Below are 20,887 nucleotides of genomic sequence, written 5' to 3'. Positions count from 1 at the left end.
TGTAGACGAGGTTTGGCCTCGCCGATGCCGTGTGCGGGTCCCCAGCATCGGTTTGGCGCCGCGGCCACAGAGCGAGGACTAGTATGGCTGTTCGAATCGGACGTTAGCTGGTAGCCTCACCTAAGCTACGAATCAGCTACGACGGTGAACACAGGTTCGCTCGTCCGCACCCAGGAGTCTTGTGTCCGACCAGTTCACCTTCATCGACCTCTTCGCTGGTATCGGCGGCTTCCACGCGGCGCTCGCGGGCCTGGGTGGGAGATGTGTATACGTCGCTGAGAAAGACTCGTTCGCGCGAGATGTCTACAAAAGTGCCTGGCTCGCGGGTGAGCACCAGAACGTTCACGTGACCGATGACATCAACGAGGACGTCCCGGTCGATGTGGCGCATACGATCGATGAGCTCCTCCGGCGAGCCGAAGCCGGTGAGATCGTGCTCAAGAACATCCCGGAGGAGTTCGACGTCCTGGCCGCGGGCTTCCCGTGCCAAGCCTTCAGCAAGTCGGGGAACCAGCTAGGCGTCCTGGACTCGATGCGAGGCACGTTGTTCTACAACATTCTCATGATCGTTGCGGCGCGCCGACCCAAGGTCGTCTTCCTGGAGAACGTGAAGAACCTGATCGGTCCCGAGCATCGCGAGACGACGTTCAAGACCATCGTCGACTCCCTGAAGGGGCTGAGGTACGTGGTGAACGATGATCCCACGGTCTTCTCGCCGCACCTGATCGCGCCAGGGCAGGGAGGCGGGCCCCAGGGGCGTGAGCGGGTCTATATCCTCGCAGTCCGCGAAGATGTGGCGGCAAACCTGACCCCGTTCGACGGACCGAAGACGTCCATGGGTTGGTCGGCCGACCGGTGGGAGATCGGCGCGACCAAGCTGCGGGACGGTGCTCCTGCAGCGATCACGACCGATTGGTTGCGCAGCGCTGCTGCGAGCGGCGACGATGCACTTGCGGCCCGTGCGGTGCAAACCGAGAAGTACGTCGGGAACCTCGCCGAATACAGGCTCGGTGAGGACGACGCATGGTACGACGTCTACGAGCGGCTCCTCGGTAACATGGTCAACCAGGGGAAGTTGAACAAGCGCGGGTCCTGGTTCCCGGGTCACCCGATCTGGTTCCAGGTCGAGGAAAAGGAGTGGCTCGCGCTCCAGCGTGCTGACGCAAAGGCTCACCGCGGCCTCGAGCGGAAGGCTCGCGACTGGAAGGATGAGTTCCTCAGCAAGTCGCAGAACTTCATCACGACCTACACTCCCCAGCTCGAGGGCGAGGAGAGCGGCGATGTGCTCTCGAAGATCCTGAACCTGAAGAACAACGCGTGGCGCAAGCTCGAATGGCAGGCTTCGGACGCGGAGTCGTTGACGGAGTGTCTGATCCAGCTCCGGCCCTCCGGAGTCCGAGTGAAAAAGGCTACCTACACTCCAGCGCTCGTCGCCATCAACCAGGCACCGATCCTCGGCAGCGAGAAGCGTCGCCTCACCCCGTACGAGGCCGGTAGGCTCCAGCTCTTTCCGGACGATGTCTACCAGGCGATGCTTGACCTGAAGCAACCGCGGACGCAGTCGTACAAGCAGTTCGGCAACGCGGTGCATGTCGGCACGGTCCAGTTCGCGCTTTCGCACTTCATTCTTCACCACTTCGGCACCGAGGGCGACGCGCGTGACTCGACGAACCTCGGCAGCCTGGCAGGCCTGCTCCGTGGATGTCGCAGGCACGTTTCCGAGTGGGTCCAGGAGGTAGCGGAGGAAGAGGGATCCGAGGTAGCGGAGCCCGCCAAGGAATCCTGGCTTCAGGTTGCCGCCGGAAACGCACCAGCAAAGGCGACTCGACCGGAGAGCCGCCCGCTGAAGCACGTGAGCTGATGCAACCCCAGTACGTCCCAGCGCACCCTGGAGCGTCGTCGACGCAGGCCAGCGCGCGAATGTCGGCCGCGCGGCGGAGGGACACCGCTCCGGAGCTCGCGCTGCGACGCGAGCTTCACGCGCGCGGCCTGCGGTACCGGGTGACGTATCCAGTACCGGGGCAGCGTCGCCGGACGATCGACGTCGCGTTCACGCGCGTCAAGGTGGCGATCTTCGTGGACGGCTGCTTCTGGCACGGCTGCCCTGACCATGCCACGACGCCTCGCTCAAACTCCGCCTGGTGGGTCGGTAAGCTCGCCGCGAACCGGGCCCGGGACGAGGACACCGATCTAGCCTTGAGCGATATGGGCTGGACCGTGGTGCGGGTCTGGGAGCACGAGCCCGTCTCCGACGCCGCGTCTCGGATCGAGACGGTCGTCAACGCGGCCCGGACCTCAATGCTCAGCTCGTAAGCCTCCGGGCGATCTGCTCGATGCCTGAGAGGGGGTTGAGGTTCCCGTCGATCTGCGCGGGCAGCCTGATCTCGAAGTGCACCGAGGCGGGGTCGATGTGAGTGATGTCCTGGACATCGTCGCTGTGCAGGACGCGGACTCGCTCGTCGGTCATGTCGTAGAGCCGCTCGAAGGTCGCGAACCATGGCCGTGCGAAGTGCCGCCTCGCCCGGTCTCGTCCGTGGTCATACCCGGTCGCAGCGTCGCCGCCGTATTGCTGCAACCGTGCGAGGAACCGGGAGGCCGCGTCGGCGGAGAGGCGTCCGAGGATCGAGTCCACCAACGACGGGATCGTGCGGCCAACCTGACTGTCGCCCGCGAGCCATCGGACCCCGACACTCAGGACATAGAGCATGGTCTCAGGCTCACCGTTCACGGGGTGTCCTACCTCGACCTGGTGGAATCCCTGCACGCTGTGCGTCGAGGACGAGCTCGTCGTCGACTTGACCTCGACGCCGACGGGCCCGAGCTGGAAGTCACGAGAGGACGGGCCGTGGCCGAACCAGGAGTCGGCTACCTGGTCAGGGGTCGTTGAGTGCCGGGTCAGCGCCTCAAGGGCCAGCAGTTCGCCGGCGAGCCCGGTGAGGACCTGGGTCCCGACCGCGGCCTCGTGCAAGAGCAGCGTGATCACGGGCTCGGTCGCCGTGAAGGCTGGCTGCGGGTCTGTCTCGAGGCCGTTGGCAAGCAACTCGGCGCAGACGAAGGCCGCCACCCCGGGAAGGTTCGTGGCATCGGGCAGGACGAGCCGGCTCGCCTCAAGGTCGGCGCCGTCCGACGTCGTCCAGGTCTGATGGGTCAAGCGCTCGCTGACCACGGTCGTCTCGGCCCACAGCCTCGGCCCGACGACGAAGACCTCGATAGTGCCGCTCGGGTCGCGGGCCAGAGCCAAGGACTTGTGAGCGTCGGCCCAAACGATGGTGCGTCCGCTTTCTGCCTTCGACGGGGGTTGCTTCTCGATCGCGGCGCGTAGCCATTCGAACGACTGATGCGTGTCCGTCATGTGCCTGTTCCCCCGACCTTGGCCTTGATGTGGTCGGGACCGCCGAGGGGAAGGCTGACACCGACGGCGATGCTCTGGCTGCCGTTCTCGGAGCCGACGAGGTGGAACAGGACCAGGCCGTCAGATCCTGCCAGACGGTCGCCTTGAAGGTTGAGCGTGGCGTGGAGCCTGCCCGGTAGGACAGCGCTCTCGAACACCTCGTCCCCGCGGATCTGGTCGCCGACATAGTTGCGTGACCCCCAGGTGGCTTGGAGGTCGGTCGTCCCATCGACGATGGAACGCTGCATGGGGCGCACCGCCCAGGGGAGCGCCGCGAGTGGACCAGAGGTCACGGGAATGCCCGACCCGAAGCGCAGGCCGACCCAGAACCGTGGTCGACGTCGCTCGAGCGTGTCCTTCTCGAGGAGGTCCCACGGCGTGGGCTGGTCGTCCGTCGTCATGAGGCCCGGGACCAGGCGCGGGATCGCGGCATGCCACAGCCGCAGGTAGGCGGCGATCTCGTACGGCGAGGCGATCCCTAGGTCGACCGACCCCGCGATGTGCGGAGCCCGGTACAGCGGGGAGGCGGGGTCGTCCGAGGGGAGAGCGGCGTGGTGGGCAACCGAGGCCCATCGGGATGCCTCACGGCTGTTCGGACCGGGGCCGTGGTCGGCGTAGCGGAGGCGGTCGAGGAGGTCCGCAGCCTCGAGGAGGGTGACGGAGTCCTGGAGCAGCAGGCCCTGGCTCCCCGTCTTGTCGGGGACGGGCGTCACACCGCTACCAGAGAAGAGCCCAGCGACGAACGACAGGTTCTCGTCGTCGAGCCCCCCCGGGTTCATGTGGCGCACGAACGGCTTGGGCCCCGGGAAGAGCGATTGCGCCTGGACGTTCACTATCTTTCCAGTGGCGCGGAACGACCTGCCCTGCAAGATCGTGAGGTCGGGGACGGTGTCGGACTCCATCGCGTGCAGGACGTCGCGGCGCAGCGCTTCGTCGTTCTCGTGGTACCGCCTGAACAGGTCTATCTGGTCCTCCGGCATCAGCACGCGACACAGGTCGATATACATGCCTCGGTAGCCGAACCAGCGTTGCATCTGCATTTGTGTGTCGGCCAGCGGTGTCGACGCGCTCCTCGTGAAGAGAGTCGTCGTGAGGCCTTCGAGCGTCAGGCCGCGAGACATCACGTTCCCAGAGACGAAGATCGTCGAGCAATTCGTCGGTGCTCCCCACATCCCGTCGGCGTGCTGTCTGGGGGAGAATTCGGGGCGATCGTCGGCGTTCTCGTCGCTGTTGATGACCGAGACCCCGGTGCCGGGCACGATCTCGTCGAGGATCGTCCGCCGGACCAGGTCCCAATCATCGACGACCGCGGGAATGGCCTCAAGAGCGAGAACCGTCGCGGTCTTGGCGGCTCCTTCGCGGTATGTGTCGAGCCAGGCTGTCCAGCGATCTGGGTGCTCGTCCATGTCTGCAGCCAGACCGATGGTCCCGAGGGGCCGACCGCGGGATCCCGCCTCTGCGAAGGCCTGATGGTCGGTGTCTGCGCCGTGAGACCAATCGAGGATCTTCTTGGCGACGTCGAAGTGGGAGTCCTTCGTTGCGGCGGGGTTCACCAGCATCGACATCGGCGGCAGTATCAGGGCACGTACGTCGGCACGGCTCGCGAATCTCCGACCGCCCGCCTTGGCTGGACCGAGGCGCGACGCGTCTCGAAGGACCCTCAGCGCCGAGGCGACCAGGTAGGCGCGGACGCCGTCAGAGACGAGGTCGTCGGGGTCTGCCTTGTCGGTCGGGAGGCAGAGTGGTACGTCCGCGAGGGTCTTGTAGTAGATCTCACCTCCGGTGTACCACCCGTCGAGGCCCTCTGGGACGCGGTACGAGGACGAGCGGACGTTGGGGTCGCCGGTGGCGCCCGGGGTGCGAAGGCTGGCGACGAAATCGGTCGGCGCGAGCGGGTTCCTAGAGTCTTGCAGGAAATTGGCCTGCGGCGTGGCCGTGTACGCGAGGTAGGTAGCGTACAGGTGGGGGAAGGCCGTCTGGCCAGGCTTGTTCCGTGCCTCCCACAAATCCAGGATGCGGCGAGGGACCTGCTTGTACCGGACGTCCAGAGTGTCGCCGGTCTCGGCGGAGGCGTCGACCACTGACGAATCGTCCGCCTCGTCGTCTATCACGAGCAGGTGGAACGGACGGTCCCTCTTCACCGAGACGGGATAGACGACGTCGTGCAGGGCCCGCCCAAGGCGCTCGAGGTGGGCGGTGTTCTTCATCGCAACCACCAGGAGCGGACGGTTCTTGTTCACCGCCTGCTCGGCCCCGCTGCGCGCGAGCGAGTACACGAGGTTCAGGTCGGAGCCCTCCAGCTCCGATGCTCGACCTCGGGGGAGACGGAGGCGCCTTTTGTGCGAACCAGGCAGGGTGTCGAGCTGGTCCAGGACCCGCTCCAGTGTCTGCACCCATAGCGTCGTCCGGGTCCCTCCGAGGATCGCGAGCGCATCGACACCACGGTCAAGGGCCAGGGCTGCGACAGCCATCATCGAGGCGGTCTTGCCGGACTGCACCGCGCCCATCACCAAGCCTCGTCGTTCCCGGGGCGCGGGCCAGCCTGCCGAGCCGGGCTCACCGACCCCGAAGATCCCGTGCTCCACGATGAACCGGGCGTCATCCTCGATGACGTCGCGGCTTGTCTCCCCGATCCCCGACGCAGCAAGGCGGTCGGCGTAGACAGACCACCAGCTGGCGTCGGTGCCGGTCTTGGCGACGACCTGGTCGACCCCGTGACGAGGCGCGACGAACTCGCTCATGGGGCGACGTAGCCACTCGGGGTCTCGGCGTTCGCGACGAGCGCCCTCAGGCCGGAGTAGGCGAAGCTGGCCTTCAGTGCGACGTGGGCCTCCTCAGGCTCGACGCCGAGGAGACGCAGGATTTCGCCGACGACAAAACCGATCCACCGCCACTGCTCCTTGGACTGGCTCTGGCTCGGCTTCTGCCACCGCTCGGACGCGTCCCGGATCGACGGCGCGGCGTCCTCGAAGACCTCGACCAGATCGTCTCCGAGCACGGCACCAGCCGCGGACAGGGCGATGAGGCTGGCGACGAGGCGCAGCTCCTGCCAGTTTCCCGCGCCCTTCGCGTTCCCGCTGCGGAAAGTCTTCGACCAGACGTCGTCGGGGGTCGCGTGAGCGTCAAGGCCGTGGTCGACCAACAACATCGCCTGACGGACGGTCTCCGGATCGCGCAGCGGGTCGTGCTTGTCGCCAGCGATGCGCTGCAGCAGGGCGTCGATGTGCGCGGCTGTCGATCGCGTCACGCTGTCGCCGTCCTTGTCCTCGAGAAGCAGCGCTGCAACAACCCAGGAGAGGACCTTTGTGCGCTTGTAGCCGACGGCGCCGAATGCGTAGCCAGTGAGGTTGGTGCCGGTCGAACTCAGGTCCTCCCAGTCGTCGACGAGGAAGTTGGCGACCTCGTCGACGGCCGACGAGTCCCCGGCGGTGACGAGTAGTGCACGCATGAGGTCCAGCCGGTGGTAGAGCGCGTTGCGGATCTCCTCAGCATTGAGGCGCTTGCCCTGCTTGTTGTACAGGTAGAACACTTCGTGCACTTGGGCGGTCGTGACCTGCTTGTAGACGATCACGGGGATCTTGTAGGATGCGTCGGCCTTCTCGAAGATGTAGCTGACCTTGCGCGGCTTGCCCTGCACGGAAATCTGGGTGTCACGCACCTGGTAGTAGTACTTGCCCTGCAGCGGCTCGAGGTCGCCGGAGAGCGGCTTCCTGCTGTCGGACTTCTTGCTGGACCGAAGCGGGAAAGGGAACTGGTTTGCCCGCGCGACCTCGGAGGTCAGCTGCTCGGTCTCGTGCGTCTTCCAGAGGCTGCGGAACTTCCGATAGTCGGTGCGAAAGATCTCCAGGAGGTTCGGCACGCCCCAGGCGATGCTCTTCTCCTCGACCACCTTCAGAGCGCGCGGATGCGCGCCGATGAACCGCAGGATCGAGGTGAGACGCTGCTTGCCGTCGACCACCTCGTACTCAGTGCCATTCTCCGTCTCTCGCTCGAGGATGATGACGGAGGGTAGTGGGATGCCGCGCACGATCGACTCGATCAGCTTCTGCGCGTCGCCGGTCGGCCAGACATCGGCTCGTTGGTACGAGGGGCTGAGGTTCAGTTCGTCGTCGGATGCGTAGCCGACGAAGCTGGCGATCGGCCACGTGCTCGCCTCGGCGTCGATCGGGCCGCTCTGCTCCGCGCCCTCGTCGTCTTCTTCGTCCTCCCAGGCATCGACCCAGGCGAGCGAGGCGCTCGTCAGCGTCGCGGTGCCCTCGACCGCCTCCTCCATCGTCGCTCGGAATTCGTCGCGCAGGGCCAGTGCCTTCTCGAGACGCTGCTCGAGCGCGCTGAAGAGGTCCAAGTTGGCAGCGTCGTCGCCCAGGCCCAGCCCCTCGGAGAGGGTGTGACCGAAGGTGTCAGGGTTCGTGTCGTCAATCGACGTGCTCAGGTTCAGCCAGTACTGCACGTCGAGAAGTCGCTGGCGCCACGAACCATCGTCGAAACGGACGTCTTCGGCCGAGAATGGCAGCGTCGGCTCACCGAAGTTCTCCGGCACGGCGCCGGGCTCGCTCAGGCGAGCGAGGTAGTCGGCCACGTTCTGCTCGACTTCGTCCACAATGGCGACCTCGGACATCGGCACTTCCTCTTCTTGCGTACTCGGATGGGAACCGAGGTGAGCGTCGAGCAACCGCTCGACAAGGACGCTCGCCTCGGACGGGGTGGCACGTGCGAGCACGGCACGGGCCGCGGCATCCACGAGTAGGTTCATACCCTTGAGGGTGATCGTGTCCCCGGCGGACTGGCAGCCGTCGTCCCAGGGCGCCCCGAGCGCGCCGGCGATCGCCTGGGCGCACCGGTGCTTCGAGCGGACGTCACGTAGTTCCAGGCCGAACGAGGCGCCGAGGGCCTCAAGCGACGACTTCTTCTCTTTGCTCCCCCGGCCGATCGGCTCGGGTGGGATGCCCGCGAGCACGTAGATCCGGGCGACCGCAGCCGCCTTCGAGGTCGCACTCGTGTATTCCAAGAAGTCCCCTTGAAGCTCAGACTGGTTAGCACGTGTCAGAGTACACAAATCAGGCCAGGCGGGCGGGGTGATCTTGATACTGACGCCGGTCGCGCTCGTGCACGAAAGTAGTGTGGCGGGTTCTGCAGCGTCAGCGCTCATCCCGCCAAGCTTCGGGCGCGGTCGGCAGCAGGTCGGGCAGTAGCTGCGCTCGAGGAATTCGTGGCCTCCGGTGATATAGATCTGGAAGTTCTCGTCGGCGGACTCGTCGAGCAGACGCTCGAGGGTTGCGCCCCCGAGGTCACGTGCAGAGCCTCGGCGCGCGCCTTGAGCCGGTCTCGCGCGGCGACCGGCTCCGATCGTTGCCATCTCCCTGTGCGTCGCGAGGCGCAGGCGCCTTCCATCGCGAGGCCCCGCCGCTCCTACGAGATCCCGAACTCCCGCCGCAGCATCTCGCCGAGCATTCCCGGGACGTCGACCGCCCCGGGGTGCAGGGCGTCGTAGACCTGGAGCCCTTCCCAGGTGGAGATGACGAGCCCGGCGCGCTCCTCGGGCGAAGCCCCCGTGTCCGCCAGTGCACCGCGTTCACGCTGCGACCGGATCATCCCGCCGATGACCCCGACGAGGACCTGGTGCCGCTGCTGCAGCACGGTCCGCGCGGGGTGCCCTTCGGTGCCGGCCTCGGCCGAGAGGGTCGAGAGGAGCTGCACCAGCCCGGGCGCTGATCGGTTGCGCTCGGCGACGTGGACGAACCCGTCGACGAGGTCCTCGGGGGCGAAGTCCGTGGGCATCTGGGGCGGCGCGTGCTGCGCGTCGTGCCACTCGATGACGGCCAGGAGCAGCGCGGTCTTGGTGCCGAAGTGGTGCAGGAGGGTCGAGTGGTCGACCCCGGCCTCGCGCGCGATGCCTCGTAGGGAGGCTCCGTAGAACCCCTTCTGGGCGAAGGCTTCTGCGGCGCGGGTGACGATCGACTGCTTGGTCGCCCGCCCGGTGGCGTACCCCTCGGGCCGCCCCGTGGTGGCTGCTTGCTGTGTGGTCACGACGATCCTCTCCGAGGTCAGAGGCTACCCCCTCCCGTAATTCCACCAAGTGGTGGAGGTTGGGCTATCCTGGCGCCGTGCTTCCTCCTGACGCCCGACGACGTGCCCGTAGCGAGATGACCCTCACCGAGAAGGCCTCGCTCACCTCAGGCGCGAACTTCTGGAACACCAAGCCGGTCGACCGGCTCGGCGTTCCCTCGATCATGCTCACCGACGGCCCGCACGGTCTGCGCAAGCAGGGCGGGGCGGCGGACCACCTCGGCCTCAACGCCAGCCTGCCCGCGACGTGCTTCCCGACCGCGGCCACGCTCGCCAGCAGCTGGGACCCCGGCCTCGTGGAGCGGGTGGGCGAGGCCCTCGGCGCCGAGGCCGCCGCCGAGGGCGTCAGCGTCCTGCTCGGCCCCGGCCTCAACCTCAAGCGCAACCCGCTCGCGGGCCGCAACTTCGAGTACTTCTCCGAGGACCCGCTGCTCGCAGGCAGGTTGGCCGCGGCGCAGATCCGCGGCATCCAGTCCCGCGGCGTGGCCGCGAGCGCCAAGCACTTCGCGGTGAACAGCCAGGAGACGTACCGCATGACGATGGACGAGGTCGTCGACGAGCGCGCGCTCCACGAGACCTATCTCGAGGCGTTCCGCATCGCGGTCACCGAGGGCCGGCCCTGGACCGTCATGAGCTCGTACAACAAGGTCAACGGGACCTACGCGAACGAGCACCGCGAGCTCCTCGACGAGATCCTGCGCAAGCAGTGGGGCTTCGACGGCCTGGTCGTGACCGACTGGGGCGGCAACAACGACCGCGTCGCGGGCCTGGTCGCGGGCAACGCGCTCGAGATGCCGTCGACCGACGGGGTGACCGACGCCGAGGTCGTGCGCGCGGTCGAGGAGGGTCGCCTCGACGAGGCGGTCCTCGACGCCCGCGTCGACGAGCTCCTCGCCCTCATCGCCCGCACGGAGCGCGCCCGCGCCACCAGCCGCACGCCCGACGGCGCCGCACCGGTCGACCTCGACGCGCACCACGCGCTCGCGGTCGAGGCGGCACGGCGCTCGGTCGTCCTGCTGCGCAACGCGCGCGGGACCCTGCCGCTCGGGTCGCACTCGGGCCGCGTCGCGGTGATCGGTGACTTCGCGGCGAGCCCGCGATACCAGGGGGCGGGCAGCTCGCTCGTGAACCCGACCCGGGTGGACGTCGCGCTCGACGCGCTGCGGGCGAGCGAGCTGGACGTCGTCGGCTACGAGCCCGGCTACGCACGCCGCGACGCGGGCCGGGGCGCGTGGGACTCGCCGTCGTCGGTGCGACGCCGGCGCAAGGCTGTCCGCCTCGCCGAGCGCGCCGACGTCGTGCTGCTCTTCCTCGGCCTGGACGAGTCCGCCGAGGCCGAGGGTGTCGACCGCGAGCACATGCGCCTCGCGCGCAACCAGCTCGCTCTCACGCGCGAGCTGACGGCGCTCGGGGTGCCGGTCGTGGTCGTGCTGGCCGGTGGCGCGCCCGTCGAACTGCCGTTCGCCGAGCACGTCGACGCGATCGTGCACGGCTACCTCGGTGGCCAGGGCGGCGGGCAGGCGATCGCCGACGTGCTGACCGGTCGGGCGGACCCCGCCGGGCGCCTCGCCGAGACGTACCCGCTGCGCTACACCGACGTGCCGTCGTCGGCGACGTTCGGGCGGACCGAGGCGACGTCCGAGCACCGCGAGAGCATCTACGTCGGGTACCGCCACGCCGACAAGGTCGGCCTGCCGGTCCGCTACCCGTTCGGCCACGGCCTCAGCTACACGACGTTCGAGCACAGCGACCTCGCCGCGGACCGCGAGGGCGTGCAGGTCACGGTCACCAACACCGGGGACCGCGCCGGGACCGAGACCGTGCAGGTCTACGTCGAGGCGCCGGGCGCGGCCGAGGGCGCGTTCCGCGCACCCCGCGAGCTCGCGGGCTTCGCGAAGGTCGCCCTGGCACCGGGCGAGAGAGCGAGCGTGAGCGTCGAGCTCGCCGAGCACGCGTTCGACGCCTACGACACGGGCGCCCACGAGTGGCGCACCGTGCCCGGCACCTACACCGTGCAGGTCGGGGCGTCGTCGCGCGACCTCCGCCTGACGGCGTGCGTCGAGATCGACGGCGAGGGCTGGACGCCCGACACCACGGATCTGCCGCACTACGTCAGCGGCCAGGTGGACCGCGTCCCGGCCGCCGAGTTCGCTGCGCTCCTGGGGCGGACGCCCCCGTCCCCGGACTGGCCCGTCGGGCAGCCGCTCACGCGCGACGACATCGTCGCCCAGGCGCGAGGCCGCGGCGGGTTCGGGGGTCTGCTGGTCGGGCTCATCGACACCGCCGGGCGACTGCTCATGGCACTGGGCCGCCCCCTGGCGGCGAACAACACCCGTTTCGCGCTCGACCTGCCGTTCCGGTCGGTGGCGCGGATGAGCGCGGGCAAGGTCGACGACGCGATGCTCGACGCCCTGCTCGTGATGGTCAACGGCCGGTTCTGGCGCGGCGTGCGCCGCCTGGTCCCGGCATGGCGTGCCCACGCGAAGGCCGCGCGGGCTCCGAAGAAGGACTGAGAACGATGGCGACACGCACAGAGATCAAGCGGGACGCGGTCGCGCGCGCACAGGAGCTGCGCGCGGCCAGGCGAACCCGGCGCGCCGAGCTGAAGGCGATGGCGCCCGAGGACCGGAAGGCGGCCAAGGCCGCTGACAAGGTCGCGGTCCGCGAAGCGAGGAAGGCCGCCAAGGCGGAGCGGGCCGAGGCGCGCGCCGGGATGACCCGGGCCGAGCGTCGCGAGGACAAGCGCCGCGCCCGCGTCAATCGCAAGGTCGAGCACCGTCCCCGCCGCGCGGTCGGCTGGGGAGTCACGGCCGTGGCCGTGGTCGGGATCGGCGCCCTGGTCGCGCCGTTCGCGAGCTCGATCGGGTTCCTCACGTCGATCGAGTACGACTCCGCGTCCCCGGCGGGCGTGGCCGCCCGGGAGAACGCCGCCCGGGTGTCGGAGGAGATCTCCGACGAGGGCATCGTCCTGCTCAAGAACGAGGAGAACCTCCTCCCGCTCGCGGACGACGCGCTCAACGTGTTCAGCTTCGCGTCGTTCAACCTGATCCTCGGCGGTGGCGGGTCCGGCGGCAGCAACCAGTCGCAGTCCGTGCCGTTCTACGACGCGCTCGCGGACCAGGGGATCGCGGTCAACCCCGACCTCAAGGCGACCATGGAGGCGGCCGGCGCCAAGACCGACACCGGCGGCGCCAACGGCCTGGTCCAGATCGCGGGCGCCATGCTGGGTGGCGGCGACGAGGGCGAGCCCGCCCCCGACTACCTGACGGACGACGTCATGGCCCAGGCCGCCGAGTTCTCCGGCACCGCGCTCGTGGTCATCGGCAACGACGGCGTCGAGGGGTCGGACATGACCCCCGAGCAGCTGCGGCTGACCGACGAGCAGCGCGAGCTGTTCGACGTCGTGACGGCCTCGTTCGACGACGTCGTGGTGGTCGTGAACTCGGGCAACCAGCTCGAGCTCGGGTTCCTCGACGCGTACCCGCAGATCAGGTCCGCGGTGTGGATCGGCACGCCCGGTCCCCGCGGCGCCGTCTCGCTCGCCAAGGTGCTGACGGGGGACGTGAACCCGTCGGGCCGCCTGACCGACACCTACGCCTACGACGTGACGAGCGCCCCGGCGGTCGCCAACGTCGGTGACTTCGACTACGCGAACACCAAGCGCTCGTACATGGACTACGAAGAGAGCATCTACGTCGGCTACCGCTACTACGAGACGCGCTACGCGGGCGACGAGGCGGGCTACGCCGAGGCCGTGCAGTTCCCGTTCGGCCACGGCCTGAGCTACACCACGTTCGCGCACGAGGCCACGGCCCCGCGCGTCGACGGCGAGACGGTCAGCATCGACGTCACGGTGACCAACACCGGTGACGTCGCGGGCAAGGACGTCGTGCAGGCGTACTTCTCCGCGCCGTACACGCCGGGCGGCATCGAGAAGTCCGCGATCGAGCTCGCGGGCTACGACAAGACCAAGATGCTCCAGCCGGGGGAGTCCGAGACCGTGACCGTCACGTTCGACGTGCGCGACATGGCCTCGTGGGACACCGAGGGCCACGGCGCGTACCTGCTCGAGGCCGGGACGTACCAGATCTCGGTGCGCACCGACGTGCACACGCCGGTCGCGCAGTTCGAGCACGTGGTGGCCGAGGACGTCGTCTACGACACCGACGCCGACACCGGTCACGAGCTGACCAACCGCTTCGACTACGTCGAGGGCGACCTGACCTACCTCTCGCGCGCCGACTGGGACGGCACGTTCCCGCAGGCTCCCGAGGCCGGGGCCACGGCCTCCGACGAGCTGCTCGCGCGCATGGACCCGCAGATCGAGCCCGCCGAGGGCGAGACCCCGACCTACGGCGCCGACAACGGCCTCGTCCTGGCCGACCTGGCAGGCCTCGACCGTGACGACCCGCAGTGGGAGGAGTTCCTCGACCAGCTCACGCTCGACGAGCAGATCGACCTCTTCGCCAAGGGCGCCTACCGCACGCACGAGGTCGAGCGGCTGGGCATCCCCGCGATGGACCTGCTCGACGGGCCTGCGGGACTCAACTCGCTCTTCAGCCCGCTCGAGGCGGCCGCCTACCCGACCCAGGTCGTCGTGGGCGCGACGTGGAACGACGAGCTCGCGTACGCGCTCGGCGAGTCCGTGGGGACCGAGGCCAACGCCTACGAGATCGAGGGCTGGTACGCCCCCGGCATGAACCTGCACCGTTCCGCGCTGGGCGGGCGCGACTTCGAGTACTTCTCGGAGGACCCGCACCTGTCGGGCATGCTGTCCGCCGCGATGGTCTCGGGCGCCGAGAGCAAGGGCGTCCTGACGTTCATGAAGCACTTCGCGCTCAACGAGCAGGAGGTCAACGCCCGGTCGGGCGTGAACGTGTTCGTCGACGAGCAGGCCCTGCGCGAGCTGTACCTCGAGCCGTTCGAGATCACGGTCAAGGAGGCCGGCCCGACGGGCGCGATGAGCTCGTTCATCAACATCGGCGGCACCTGGGCCGGTGGCAACGAGCAGCTCCTGCAGGACGTGCTCCGCGGCGAGTGGGGCTTTCAGGGAGTCGTCTCGACCGACGCGGTGCTCGGCTCCTGGATGGACCCCGGCCTCGCGGCCCGCTACGGCAACGACCTCATGCTCGCGATGCTCCCGGGGTCCGACAAGGCCACCAGGGCTGCGGTCGAGGAGGACCCGGTCGGGGTCGGGAACGGTCTGCGCGACCGCGTCCACACCATCCTGTACACGGTCCTGCAGACCAACCTGTTCGACTGATCCGGGCGCCCGCCCCGGGCCCCGGTGGGAGGCTCCACCTCCCGCCGGGGCCGGCAGGGCTTGCACCACCCAGGCGCCCGACGACGGAGCGCACCTTCCCCGCGACGGTGCGCTCCGCCGTCGGGCGCCTTCAGCATGCCCGCGCCGGGGCAATTCCCCGCCCTCGAGGTAGAGGGTCCGCGTCGAGGTAGAGGGCCCCAGGCCTCTACCTCGGCCTCAGGCCTCTGTCTCGGCCCCAGCCCTCTACCTCGCGCCCACGGGCGCCAGCACCTCGACCGACACGAGCGCGATGTCGTCCTCGGTGGTCTGCGGCACGAGCCGGGCGAGCAGCGCGTCGAGGAGGTCCTCCCGCGAGCGGCCGACGAGCTCCTCGACGACGCCCGGCAGCCGGTCGAGCGCCTCCCGCAGCCGCGTGCCGCGCCGCTCGACGAGGCCGTCGGTGTAGAGGAGCAGCACGTCCCCGGGGTGCACGAGCGTGGTGTGGTCCGTCCGGGACGCGTCCGAGCCGATGCCGAGCAACCGGTCGTTGTGCCGCGCGAGGAGCTCGGCCGAACCGTCGGCCCGCACCATGACGGGCGGTGGGTGCCCGGCCGAGACCCACGTGAGCGTCCGGTCGCCGGTCGGCCCGGGGAGCCCCACGAGCGCCGCGGCCACCGTCGCGACCGCGTCGATGCCGAGCCCGTCGGCTGCCCGCTCGGTGCGTTCGAGGATGCCCGCGGGCGAGTCGCCCGACTCGTACGCGACGCCCCGCATCACGCCCCGGAGCTGGCCCATGGTCGCGGCCGCGGAGATGTCGTGGCCGACGACGTCCCCGACGACCACGAGCGTGCACCCGCACGAGAGCTCGAACGCGTCGTACCAGTCGCCGCCGACGTGCATCTCGCGCGAGGCGGGCCGGTAGCGGACGTCGATGCGCAGCCCCTCGGGCTGGGCGGGCGGGGTCAGGATCGAGTCCTGGAGCTCGAGCGCGGCACGCCGCTCGCGGTCGAAGCTCTCTTGGAACCTGCCGAGCGAGGACCCCAGGTGCAGGGCGTGGTCGACCACCGCGGCGTCGAGCCCGATCTGCTGGTCCGTCGCGGTCCGCTGCGAGGTCAGCACGATGTCGGTCACGTCCTCCGCGCGGTGCACGAGCGCGGCCACGCGGCCGCTCGCGTCGAAGACGGGGATGTTGGTCATGAGCCAGTGGCGTTCGAGCCACTCGTCCGGCCGGTCGCCGGGCACGTCGATGCGCAGCGGCCCGAGCAGGTCGATCCGCCCGGTCTGCAGGACGCGCCGCAACGAGTCGACGACCCGCGCGACGCGCTCGTCGTCTGCGGGGGAGAAGGCGAAGCCTGCGTTGAGCGGGCGTCCGACGAGCGCGGTCGCGGGCAGCCCGAGCATGTCGAGGTAGGCGTCGTTGACGTCGAGGACCGTCAGGTCGGGGGACAGCAGGACCTTGGGCGCGGACAGGGCGGCGAAGACCGCGCGGTAGTCGAGCCTGTCGGCTGCGGGCGAGGGGCTCGCGTCGTCGGCCGGGCGCTCGGTGCGCGGCGCGGACCCCCGTGCCGCCCTCGCGCGGCCGCTCGTCACGTCTCGCGCGTCGTCCGTCATCGGATCGGCCTCTTCCCCTGCGTCCTTCCCTCAGCATGGCGGACAAGTCGTGCGTCCGCAGAAGTGCGCGCGCAGGGGTCCGCAAGGGTCTCGCGGAGCGGATGCCCGACGGCGGGGCGCGCCTTCCGTGGGAAGGTGCGCCCCGCCGTCGGGCCGCTGGGGGAGCGTCAGCTCACGTTGTCCGTGTAGTCGACGTCCTTGGTCTCCTTGCTCACGAGCAGCGCCACGAGCGTCAGGACCGACATGGCCGACAGGTAGACCCCGACGAGCACGGGCGAGCCGTCGGCCTGCTCCCACAGCGCGACCGCGATGAACGGCGCGACGGCCGCCCCGAGGATCGACGACAGGTTGTAGGCGATCGCGGAGCCCGTGTACCGGACGTTGGCGGGGAAGAGCTCGGGCAGGATCGCGGCCATGGGGCCGAACGTCAGACCCATGAGCGTGAAGCCCACGATCAGGAGCGTCATGACGCCCACGGTCCCGCCCGTGAACAGCGGCACGAACAGTGCGCCGAACACGATGATCGCGACGGTCGTCCAGATGAGGTGCTTGCGGCGGCCGAACCGCTCGGCCATCGGGCCCGAGACGAGCGTGAAGATCCCGAAGAACACGACGCCGACGATGAGCATCACGAGGAAGTCGGTGCGTGCGTAGCCGAGACCCGGCGCGCCGCCGCTGCCCGCGGCGACCTCGGCGGGCGCGGTGCCGAACGTCAGCGTGAACGTCGTCATGAGGTAGAACAGCACGTAGGTCGCGAGCATGATGAACGTGCCGAGCACGATCTGGCGCCACGACGAGCGGAACACCTGCGCCACGGGCAGCTTGGCGACCGCGCCGGTCTCCACGACCTTCTGGAACGCGGGCGCCTCGACGAGCCGCAGGCGCACCCACAGGCCCACGATCACGAGGAGCGCGCTGGCCAGGAAGGGCACGCGCCAGCCCCACGCGGAGAACTGCGCGTCGGTCAGCGTCTCGGCGAGGACCAGGAACGTGGTGTTCGCGAGGATGAAGCCGATGGGCGCCCCGAGCTGGGGGAACGTGCCCCAGATCGCGCGCTTGCCCGCGGGGGCGTTCTCGGTCGCGAGCAGTGCCGCGCCGCTCCACTCGCCGCCGAGCCCCAGGCCCTGGCAGAAGCGCATGAGGACGAGCAGCGCGGGCGCGAGCACGGCCCACCCGGGCGTGGTCGACGGCGGCAGCAGGCCGATGAGGAACGTCGCGACGCCCATGGTCAGGAGCGAGGCGACGAGCGTGCCCTTGCGTCCGATCCGGTCGCCGTAGTGGCCGAACACGATCGACCCGAGCGGACGCGCCACGAACGCGACCCCGAACACCGCGAACGACGCGAGCAGCTGGGAGGTCCCGCCGTCGAGCGCCGAGAAGAAGACGGTCGGGAAGACGAGCACGGCCGCGGTCGCGTAGGCGTAGAAGTCGTAGAACTCGATCGACGTGCCGATGAGGCTCGCGAAGATCACGCGGCCCTTGCTGTTGACCGGTGCCTCGGGGTCGGCGGACGGGTGGACGGCCGTAGTGGTCACGGGGATGTGCTCCTGGTGCAGAGGATGGGTTCGGGGAGGTCTCCCTGCGCGCCGGAGGGGACCGTACTACCCGGTAACTTCCCTCCCACGGTAAGGACCGTGACCACATGGCGAAGTGGCCGTCTCGCGATGTGGTCATCACGGGGGCCAGGGGCATGATGGGAGGACGACCCCCTCACGAAGGAGAACCATGCCCCTGCCCCTCCAGCCGACTCTGGACTTCGTCACCGGGCTGCCCAAGGCCGAGCTCCACCTGCACCTCGAAGGCACGCTCGAGCCGGACCTCAAGCTCCGCCTCGCCGAGCGCAACGGCATCGACATCGGCCAGAGCACCGTCGAGGAGGTCCAGGCGACCTACCGGTTCACCGACCTCACGAGCTTCCTCGCGGTCTACTACCCGGCCATGGACGTGCTGCAGACCGAGGACGACTTCTTCGAGCTCGCCCACGCGTACCTCCTGCGCGCGGCGGCCAACGGCGTCCAGCACGCCGAGATGTTCTTCGACCCCCAGGCCCACACCTCGCGCGGCGTCCCGTTCGAGGCCGTCGTCAAGGGCTACCACCGCGCCGCGGCCGCCGCAGCAGACTTCGGCGTCGACGCCGACCTCATCCTGTGCTTCCTGCGCGACCACTCGGCCGAGAGCGCGGCCGAGACCCTCGAGGCGTCCGTGCCGTTCAAGGACCTGATCCTGGGCGTGGGCCTCGACTCCGACGAGCGGGGCAACCCGCCCGAGAAGTTCACCGCGGTGTTCGCGCGCGCCCGTGAGCTCGGCTACCGCCTGACGATGCACTGCGACATCGACCAGGTCGGCAGCATCGACAACATCCGCACGGTCCTCGAGACCATCCAGGTCGACCGCATCGACCACGGCACCAACATCGTCGAGGACCCGGCGCTCGTCGCCGAGGTCAAGGCGCGCGGCATCGGCCTGACGAGCTGCCCCGTGTCCAACAGCTTCGTGACCGACGACATGAAGGCCGCCGAGGTCGCCCAGCTCCTGCGCGACGGCGTCAAGATCACGATCAACTCCGACGACCCCGCGTACTTCGGCGGGTACGTGGCCGACAACTACGCGGCGGTCGCCGCCAAGGCCGGCCTCACCTCCGAGGAGGTCGTGACGCTCGCGAAGAACTCGTTCGAGGCGTCCTGGATCGACGAGGACCGCCGGGCGGCCTACCTCGCGGCGGTCGACCGCTACGTCGAGCAGTACGAGCCGGCCCGCCCGTAGCACGCCACAGGTGCCCGACGGCGGAGCGCGCCGCGCGCGTGAGGCGAGCCTGCGCCGTCGGGCACCTGGGTGACGGGCGCCCCTGGCGCCCACCGAGCGGGTCCGGCCGGTGTCCCTGCTGGTCAGCGAGCTCTCGCGGGCCTCGCCGTCGTCGGATCGGCCCCGGTGGGTGAATAATCTTCGGATGCCCCGCGTTGGGGGACAGGGAGCACGGCGCCGCGAGCGGCGTCCGCGCACCGACGCCCGAGCGGCCCACCAGGCCGCCGGCGGCAGGGGACGCACGGACCGAGTCGGACGCAGGACCCATCCGCACGACCATCGAGAGAGCTAGGCGACGACGACCACATGAACGATCTGCTGTACGTCAACGGTGGCACACCGCTCAACGGGACCATCACCGTGCGAGGGGCGAAGAACTTCGTCTCCAAGGCGATGGTGGCCTCCCTGCTCGGCGAGGGGCCCAGCGTGCTGCGCAACGTGCCGCAGATCCGCGACGTCGGCGTCGTGACGGGGCTGCTCGAGCTGCACGGCGTCAAGGTCGTCGCGGACGAGGTCGCGGGCACGCTGCACCTCGACCCGACCGACGTCGAGTCGGCGCACGTCGCGGACATCGACGCGCACGCCGGGTCGAGCCGCATCCCGATCCTCTTCTGCGGGCCGCTGCTGCACCGCCTGGGCGAGGCGTTCATCCCGGACCTGGGCGGGTGCCGGATCGGCGACCGCCCCATCAACTACCACCTGGACATCCTGCGCCAGTTCGGCGCCGTGGTGGACAAGCGCGAGCAGGGCATCCACATCCGCGCCCCGCGCCGCCTCCAGGGCACCAAGATCGCCCTGCCGTACCCGAGCGTCGGGGCCACCGAGCAGCTCCTGCTCACCGCGGTCCGCGCCGAGGGCATCACCGAGCTCTCGGGCGCCGCGATCGAGCCCGAGATCATGGACCTCATCGCCGTCCTGCAGAAGATGGGCGCGATCATCTCGGTCGACACCGACCGCGTGATCCGCATCGAGGGCGTCGACAAGCTCATGGGCTATCAGCACACCGCGCTGGGCGACCGCATCGAGGCGGCCTCCTGGGGCTCGGCGGCCCTCGCGACCGGCGGCGACATCACCGTCAAGGGCGCGACGCAGCCGGAGATGATGACCTTCCTCAACACGTTCCGCAAGGTCGGCGGCGAGTTCGAGGTCCAGGAGGACGGCATCCGGTTCTACCACCCGGGCGGCGACCTCAACGCGATCGTGCTCGAGACGGCCGTGCACCCGGGCTTCATGACGGACTGGCAGCAGCCCCTCGTCGTGGCGCTCACGCAGGCCAAGGGCCTGTCGATCGTGCACGAGACGGTCTACGAGAACCGCTTCGGGTTCACCGACGCGCTGCGGGGCATGGGCGCGACGATCCAGGTCTACAAGGAGTGCCTGGGCGGGCTGCCGTGCCGGTTCGGGCAGCGCAACTTCCACCACTCGGCCGTCATCTCGGGCCCCACGCCGCTGTCCGCGGCGGACATCGAGGTCCCCGACCTGCGCGGCGGGTTCAGCCACCTCATCGCGGCGCTCGCGGCCAAGGGCACGTCGACCGTGCGCGGCATCGGCCTGATCGACCGCGGGTACGAGTACTTCCAGGACAAGCTCGACGCGCTGGGAGCCGACGTCAGCCGCGGCTGACGGGCGCCGGTCACCTGGGATCGACCCACGGGCGCGGGGCGTGCTGAGGCACGCGCCGCGCCCGTCGTCGTCCGCCGGCCCCGCTCACAGGCGCCGCACAGTCTCGTACCACCGGGCGCGCAGGTCGCACGGGCAGGGTGGGTCGTACGGGC

The 20,887-nt window shown here is 69.4% G+C and carries 12 protein-coding genes; 6 read left to right on the top strand and 6 right to left on the bottom strand.

Translation table 11 applies throughout. The features are described 5' to 3' along the window. The first annotated feature begins 181 nt into the window (after positions 1-181). Both dcm and ASE15_RS07010 read left to right on the top strand, forming a co-directional pair. Positions 182-1,861 carry a DNA (cytosine-5-)-methyltransferase gene (gene dcm / locus ASE15_RS07015; protein WP_056762417.1) on the top strand — a complete coding sequence of 560 codons (1,680 nt, stop codon included), beginning with the start codon at positions 182-184 and terminating at the stop codon, positions 1,859-1,861. Then, entirely contained in the window at positions 1,861-2,313 is a 453-nt protein-coding gene (locus tag ASE15_RS07010; protein WP_082618267.1) for a very short patch repair endonuclease, read from the top strand. The genes dcm and ASE15_RS07010 overlap by 1 nt, the downstream gene beginning before the upstream one ends. Here the strand turns inward: ASE15_RS07010 and ASE15_RS07005 are convergent. Genes ASE15_RS07005 through ASE15_RS06990 form a run of 4 tightly spaced genes read right to left on the bottom strand, consistent with a single transcriptional unit; the run spans position 2,303 to position 9,418 of the window. Beyond that, positions 2,303-3,352, bottom strand: coding sequence for a PD-(D/E)XK motif protein (locus tag ASE15_RS07005; RefSeq protein ID WP_056762413.1), 1,050 nt, complete (start codon positions 3,350-3,352; stop codon positions 2,303-2,305). The genes ASE15_RS07010 and ASE15_RS07005 overlap by 11 nt on opposite strands. Continuing rightward, positions 3,349-6,132 (bottom strand): Z1 domain-containing protein, encoded by a 2,784-nt coding sequence (locus ASE15_RS07000; protein WP_056762411.1) that lies wholly within the window; start codon positions 6,130-6,132, stop codon positions 3,349-3,351. The genes ASE15_RS07005 and ASE15_RS07000 overlap by 4 nt, the downstream gene beginning before the upstream one ends. Next, a complete protein-coding gene (locus ASE15_RS06995; protein WP_082618266.1) occupies positions 6,129-8,747 on the bottom strand; it encodes a DUF262 domain-containing protein in 2,619 nt (872 codons plus the stop codon). The genes ASE15_RS07000 and ASE15_RS06995 overlap by 4 nt, the downstream gene beginning before the upstream one ends. Before the next feature lie 53 nt (positions 8,748-8,800). Further along, positions 8,801-9,418: a TetR/AcrR family transcriptional regulator gene (locus ASE15_RS06990; RefSeq protein ID WP_056762406.1), complete on the bottom strand. Its 618-nt coding sequence runs from the start codon at positions 9,416-9,418 to the stop codon at positions 8,801-8,803. A gap of 77 nt (positions 9,419-9,495) precedes the next feature. On the opposite strand from ASE15_RS06990, the gene ASE15_RS06985 reads away from it, so the two are divergent. Together ASE15_RS06985 and ASE15_RS06980 are read left to right on the top strand one after the other, a co-directional pair. After that, positions 9,496-11,970 carry a glycoside hydrolase family 3 C-terminal domain-containing protein gene (locus ASE15_RS06985; protein ID WP_235534221.1) on the top strand — a complete coding sequence of 825 codons (2,475 nt, stop codon included), beginning with the start codon at positions 9,496-9,498 and terminating at the stop codon, positions 11,968-11,970. A gap of 5 nt (positions 11,971-11,975) precedes the next feature. Beyond that, positions 11,976-14,720: a glycoside hydrolase family 3 protein gene (locus ASE15_RS06980; RefSeq protein WP_056762402.1), complete on the top strand. Its 2,745-nt coding sequence runs from the start codon at positions 11,976-11,978 to the stop codon at positions 14,718-14,720. Positions 14,721-14,963: 243 nt separating this feature from the next. Here the strand turns inward: ASE15_RS06980 and ASE15_RS06975 are convergent, their stop codons facing one another. Beyond that, positions 14,964-16,310 (bottom strand): PP2C family protein-serine/threonine phosphatase, encoded by a 1,347-nt coding sequence (locus ASE15_RS06975; protein ID WP_056762400.1) that lies wholly within the window; start codon positions 16,308-16,310, stop codon positions 14,964-14,966. Between the two features lie 167 nt (positions 16,311-16,477). Beyond that, positions 16,478-17,845, bottom strand: coding sequence for an MFS transporter (locus ASE15_RS06970; protein WP_056762397.1), 1,368 nt, complete (start codon positions 17,843-17,845; stop codon positions 16,478-16,480). A 190-nt stretch (positions 17,846-18,035) separates the two neighbouring features. Between ASE15_RS06970 and ASE15_RS06965 the strand changes: the two genes are divergently transcribed. Together ASE15_RS06965 and murA are read left to right on the top strand one after the other, a co-directional pair. Next, entirely contained in the window at positions 18,036-19,073 is a 1,038-nt protein-coding gene (locus ASE15_RS06965; protein ID WP_056762394.1) for an adenosine deaminase, read from the top strand. Positions 19,074-19,418: 345 nt separating this feature from the next. Next, complete coding sequence (gene murA / locus ASE15_RS06960) at positions 19,419-20,735, top strand: UDP-N-acetylglucosamine 1-carboxyvinyltransferase (protein ID WP_056648421.1); 1,317 nt, start codon at positions 19,419-19,421, stop codon at positions 20,733-20,735. The last annotated feature ends 152 nt before the right edge of the window (positions 20,736-20,887 follow it).

The organism is Oerskovia sp. Root22, assembly GCF_001429135.1.
GTDB classification, from domain to species: domain Bacteria; phylum Actinomycetota; class Actinomycetes; order Actinomycetales; family Cellulomonadaceae; genus Oerskovia; species Oerskovia enterophila.
The sequence above is the reverse complement of the archived record's forward strand: the minus strand, read 5'-3'. Positions and strand labels throughout refer to the sequence as shown.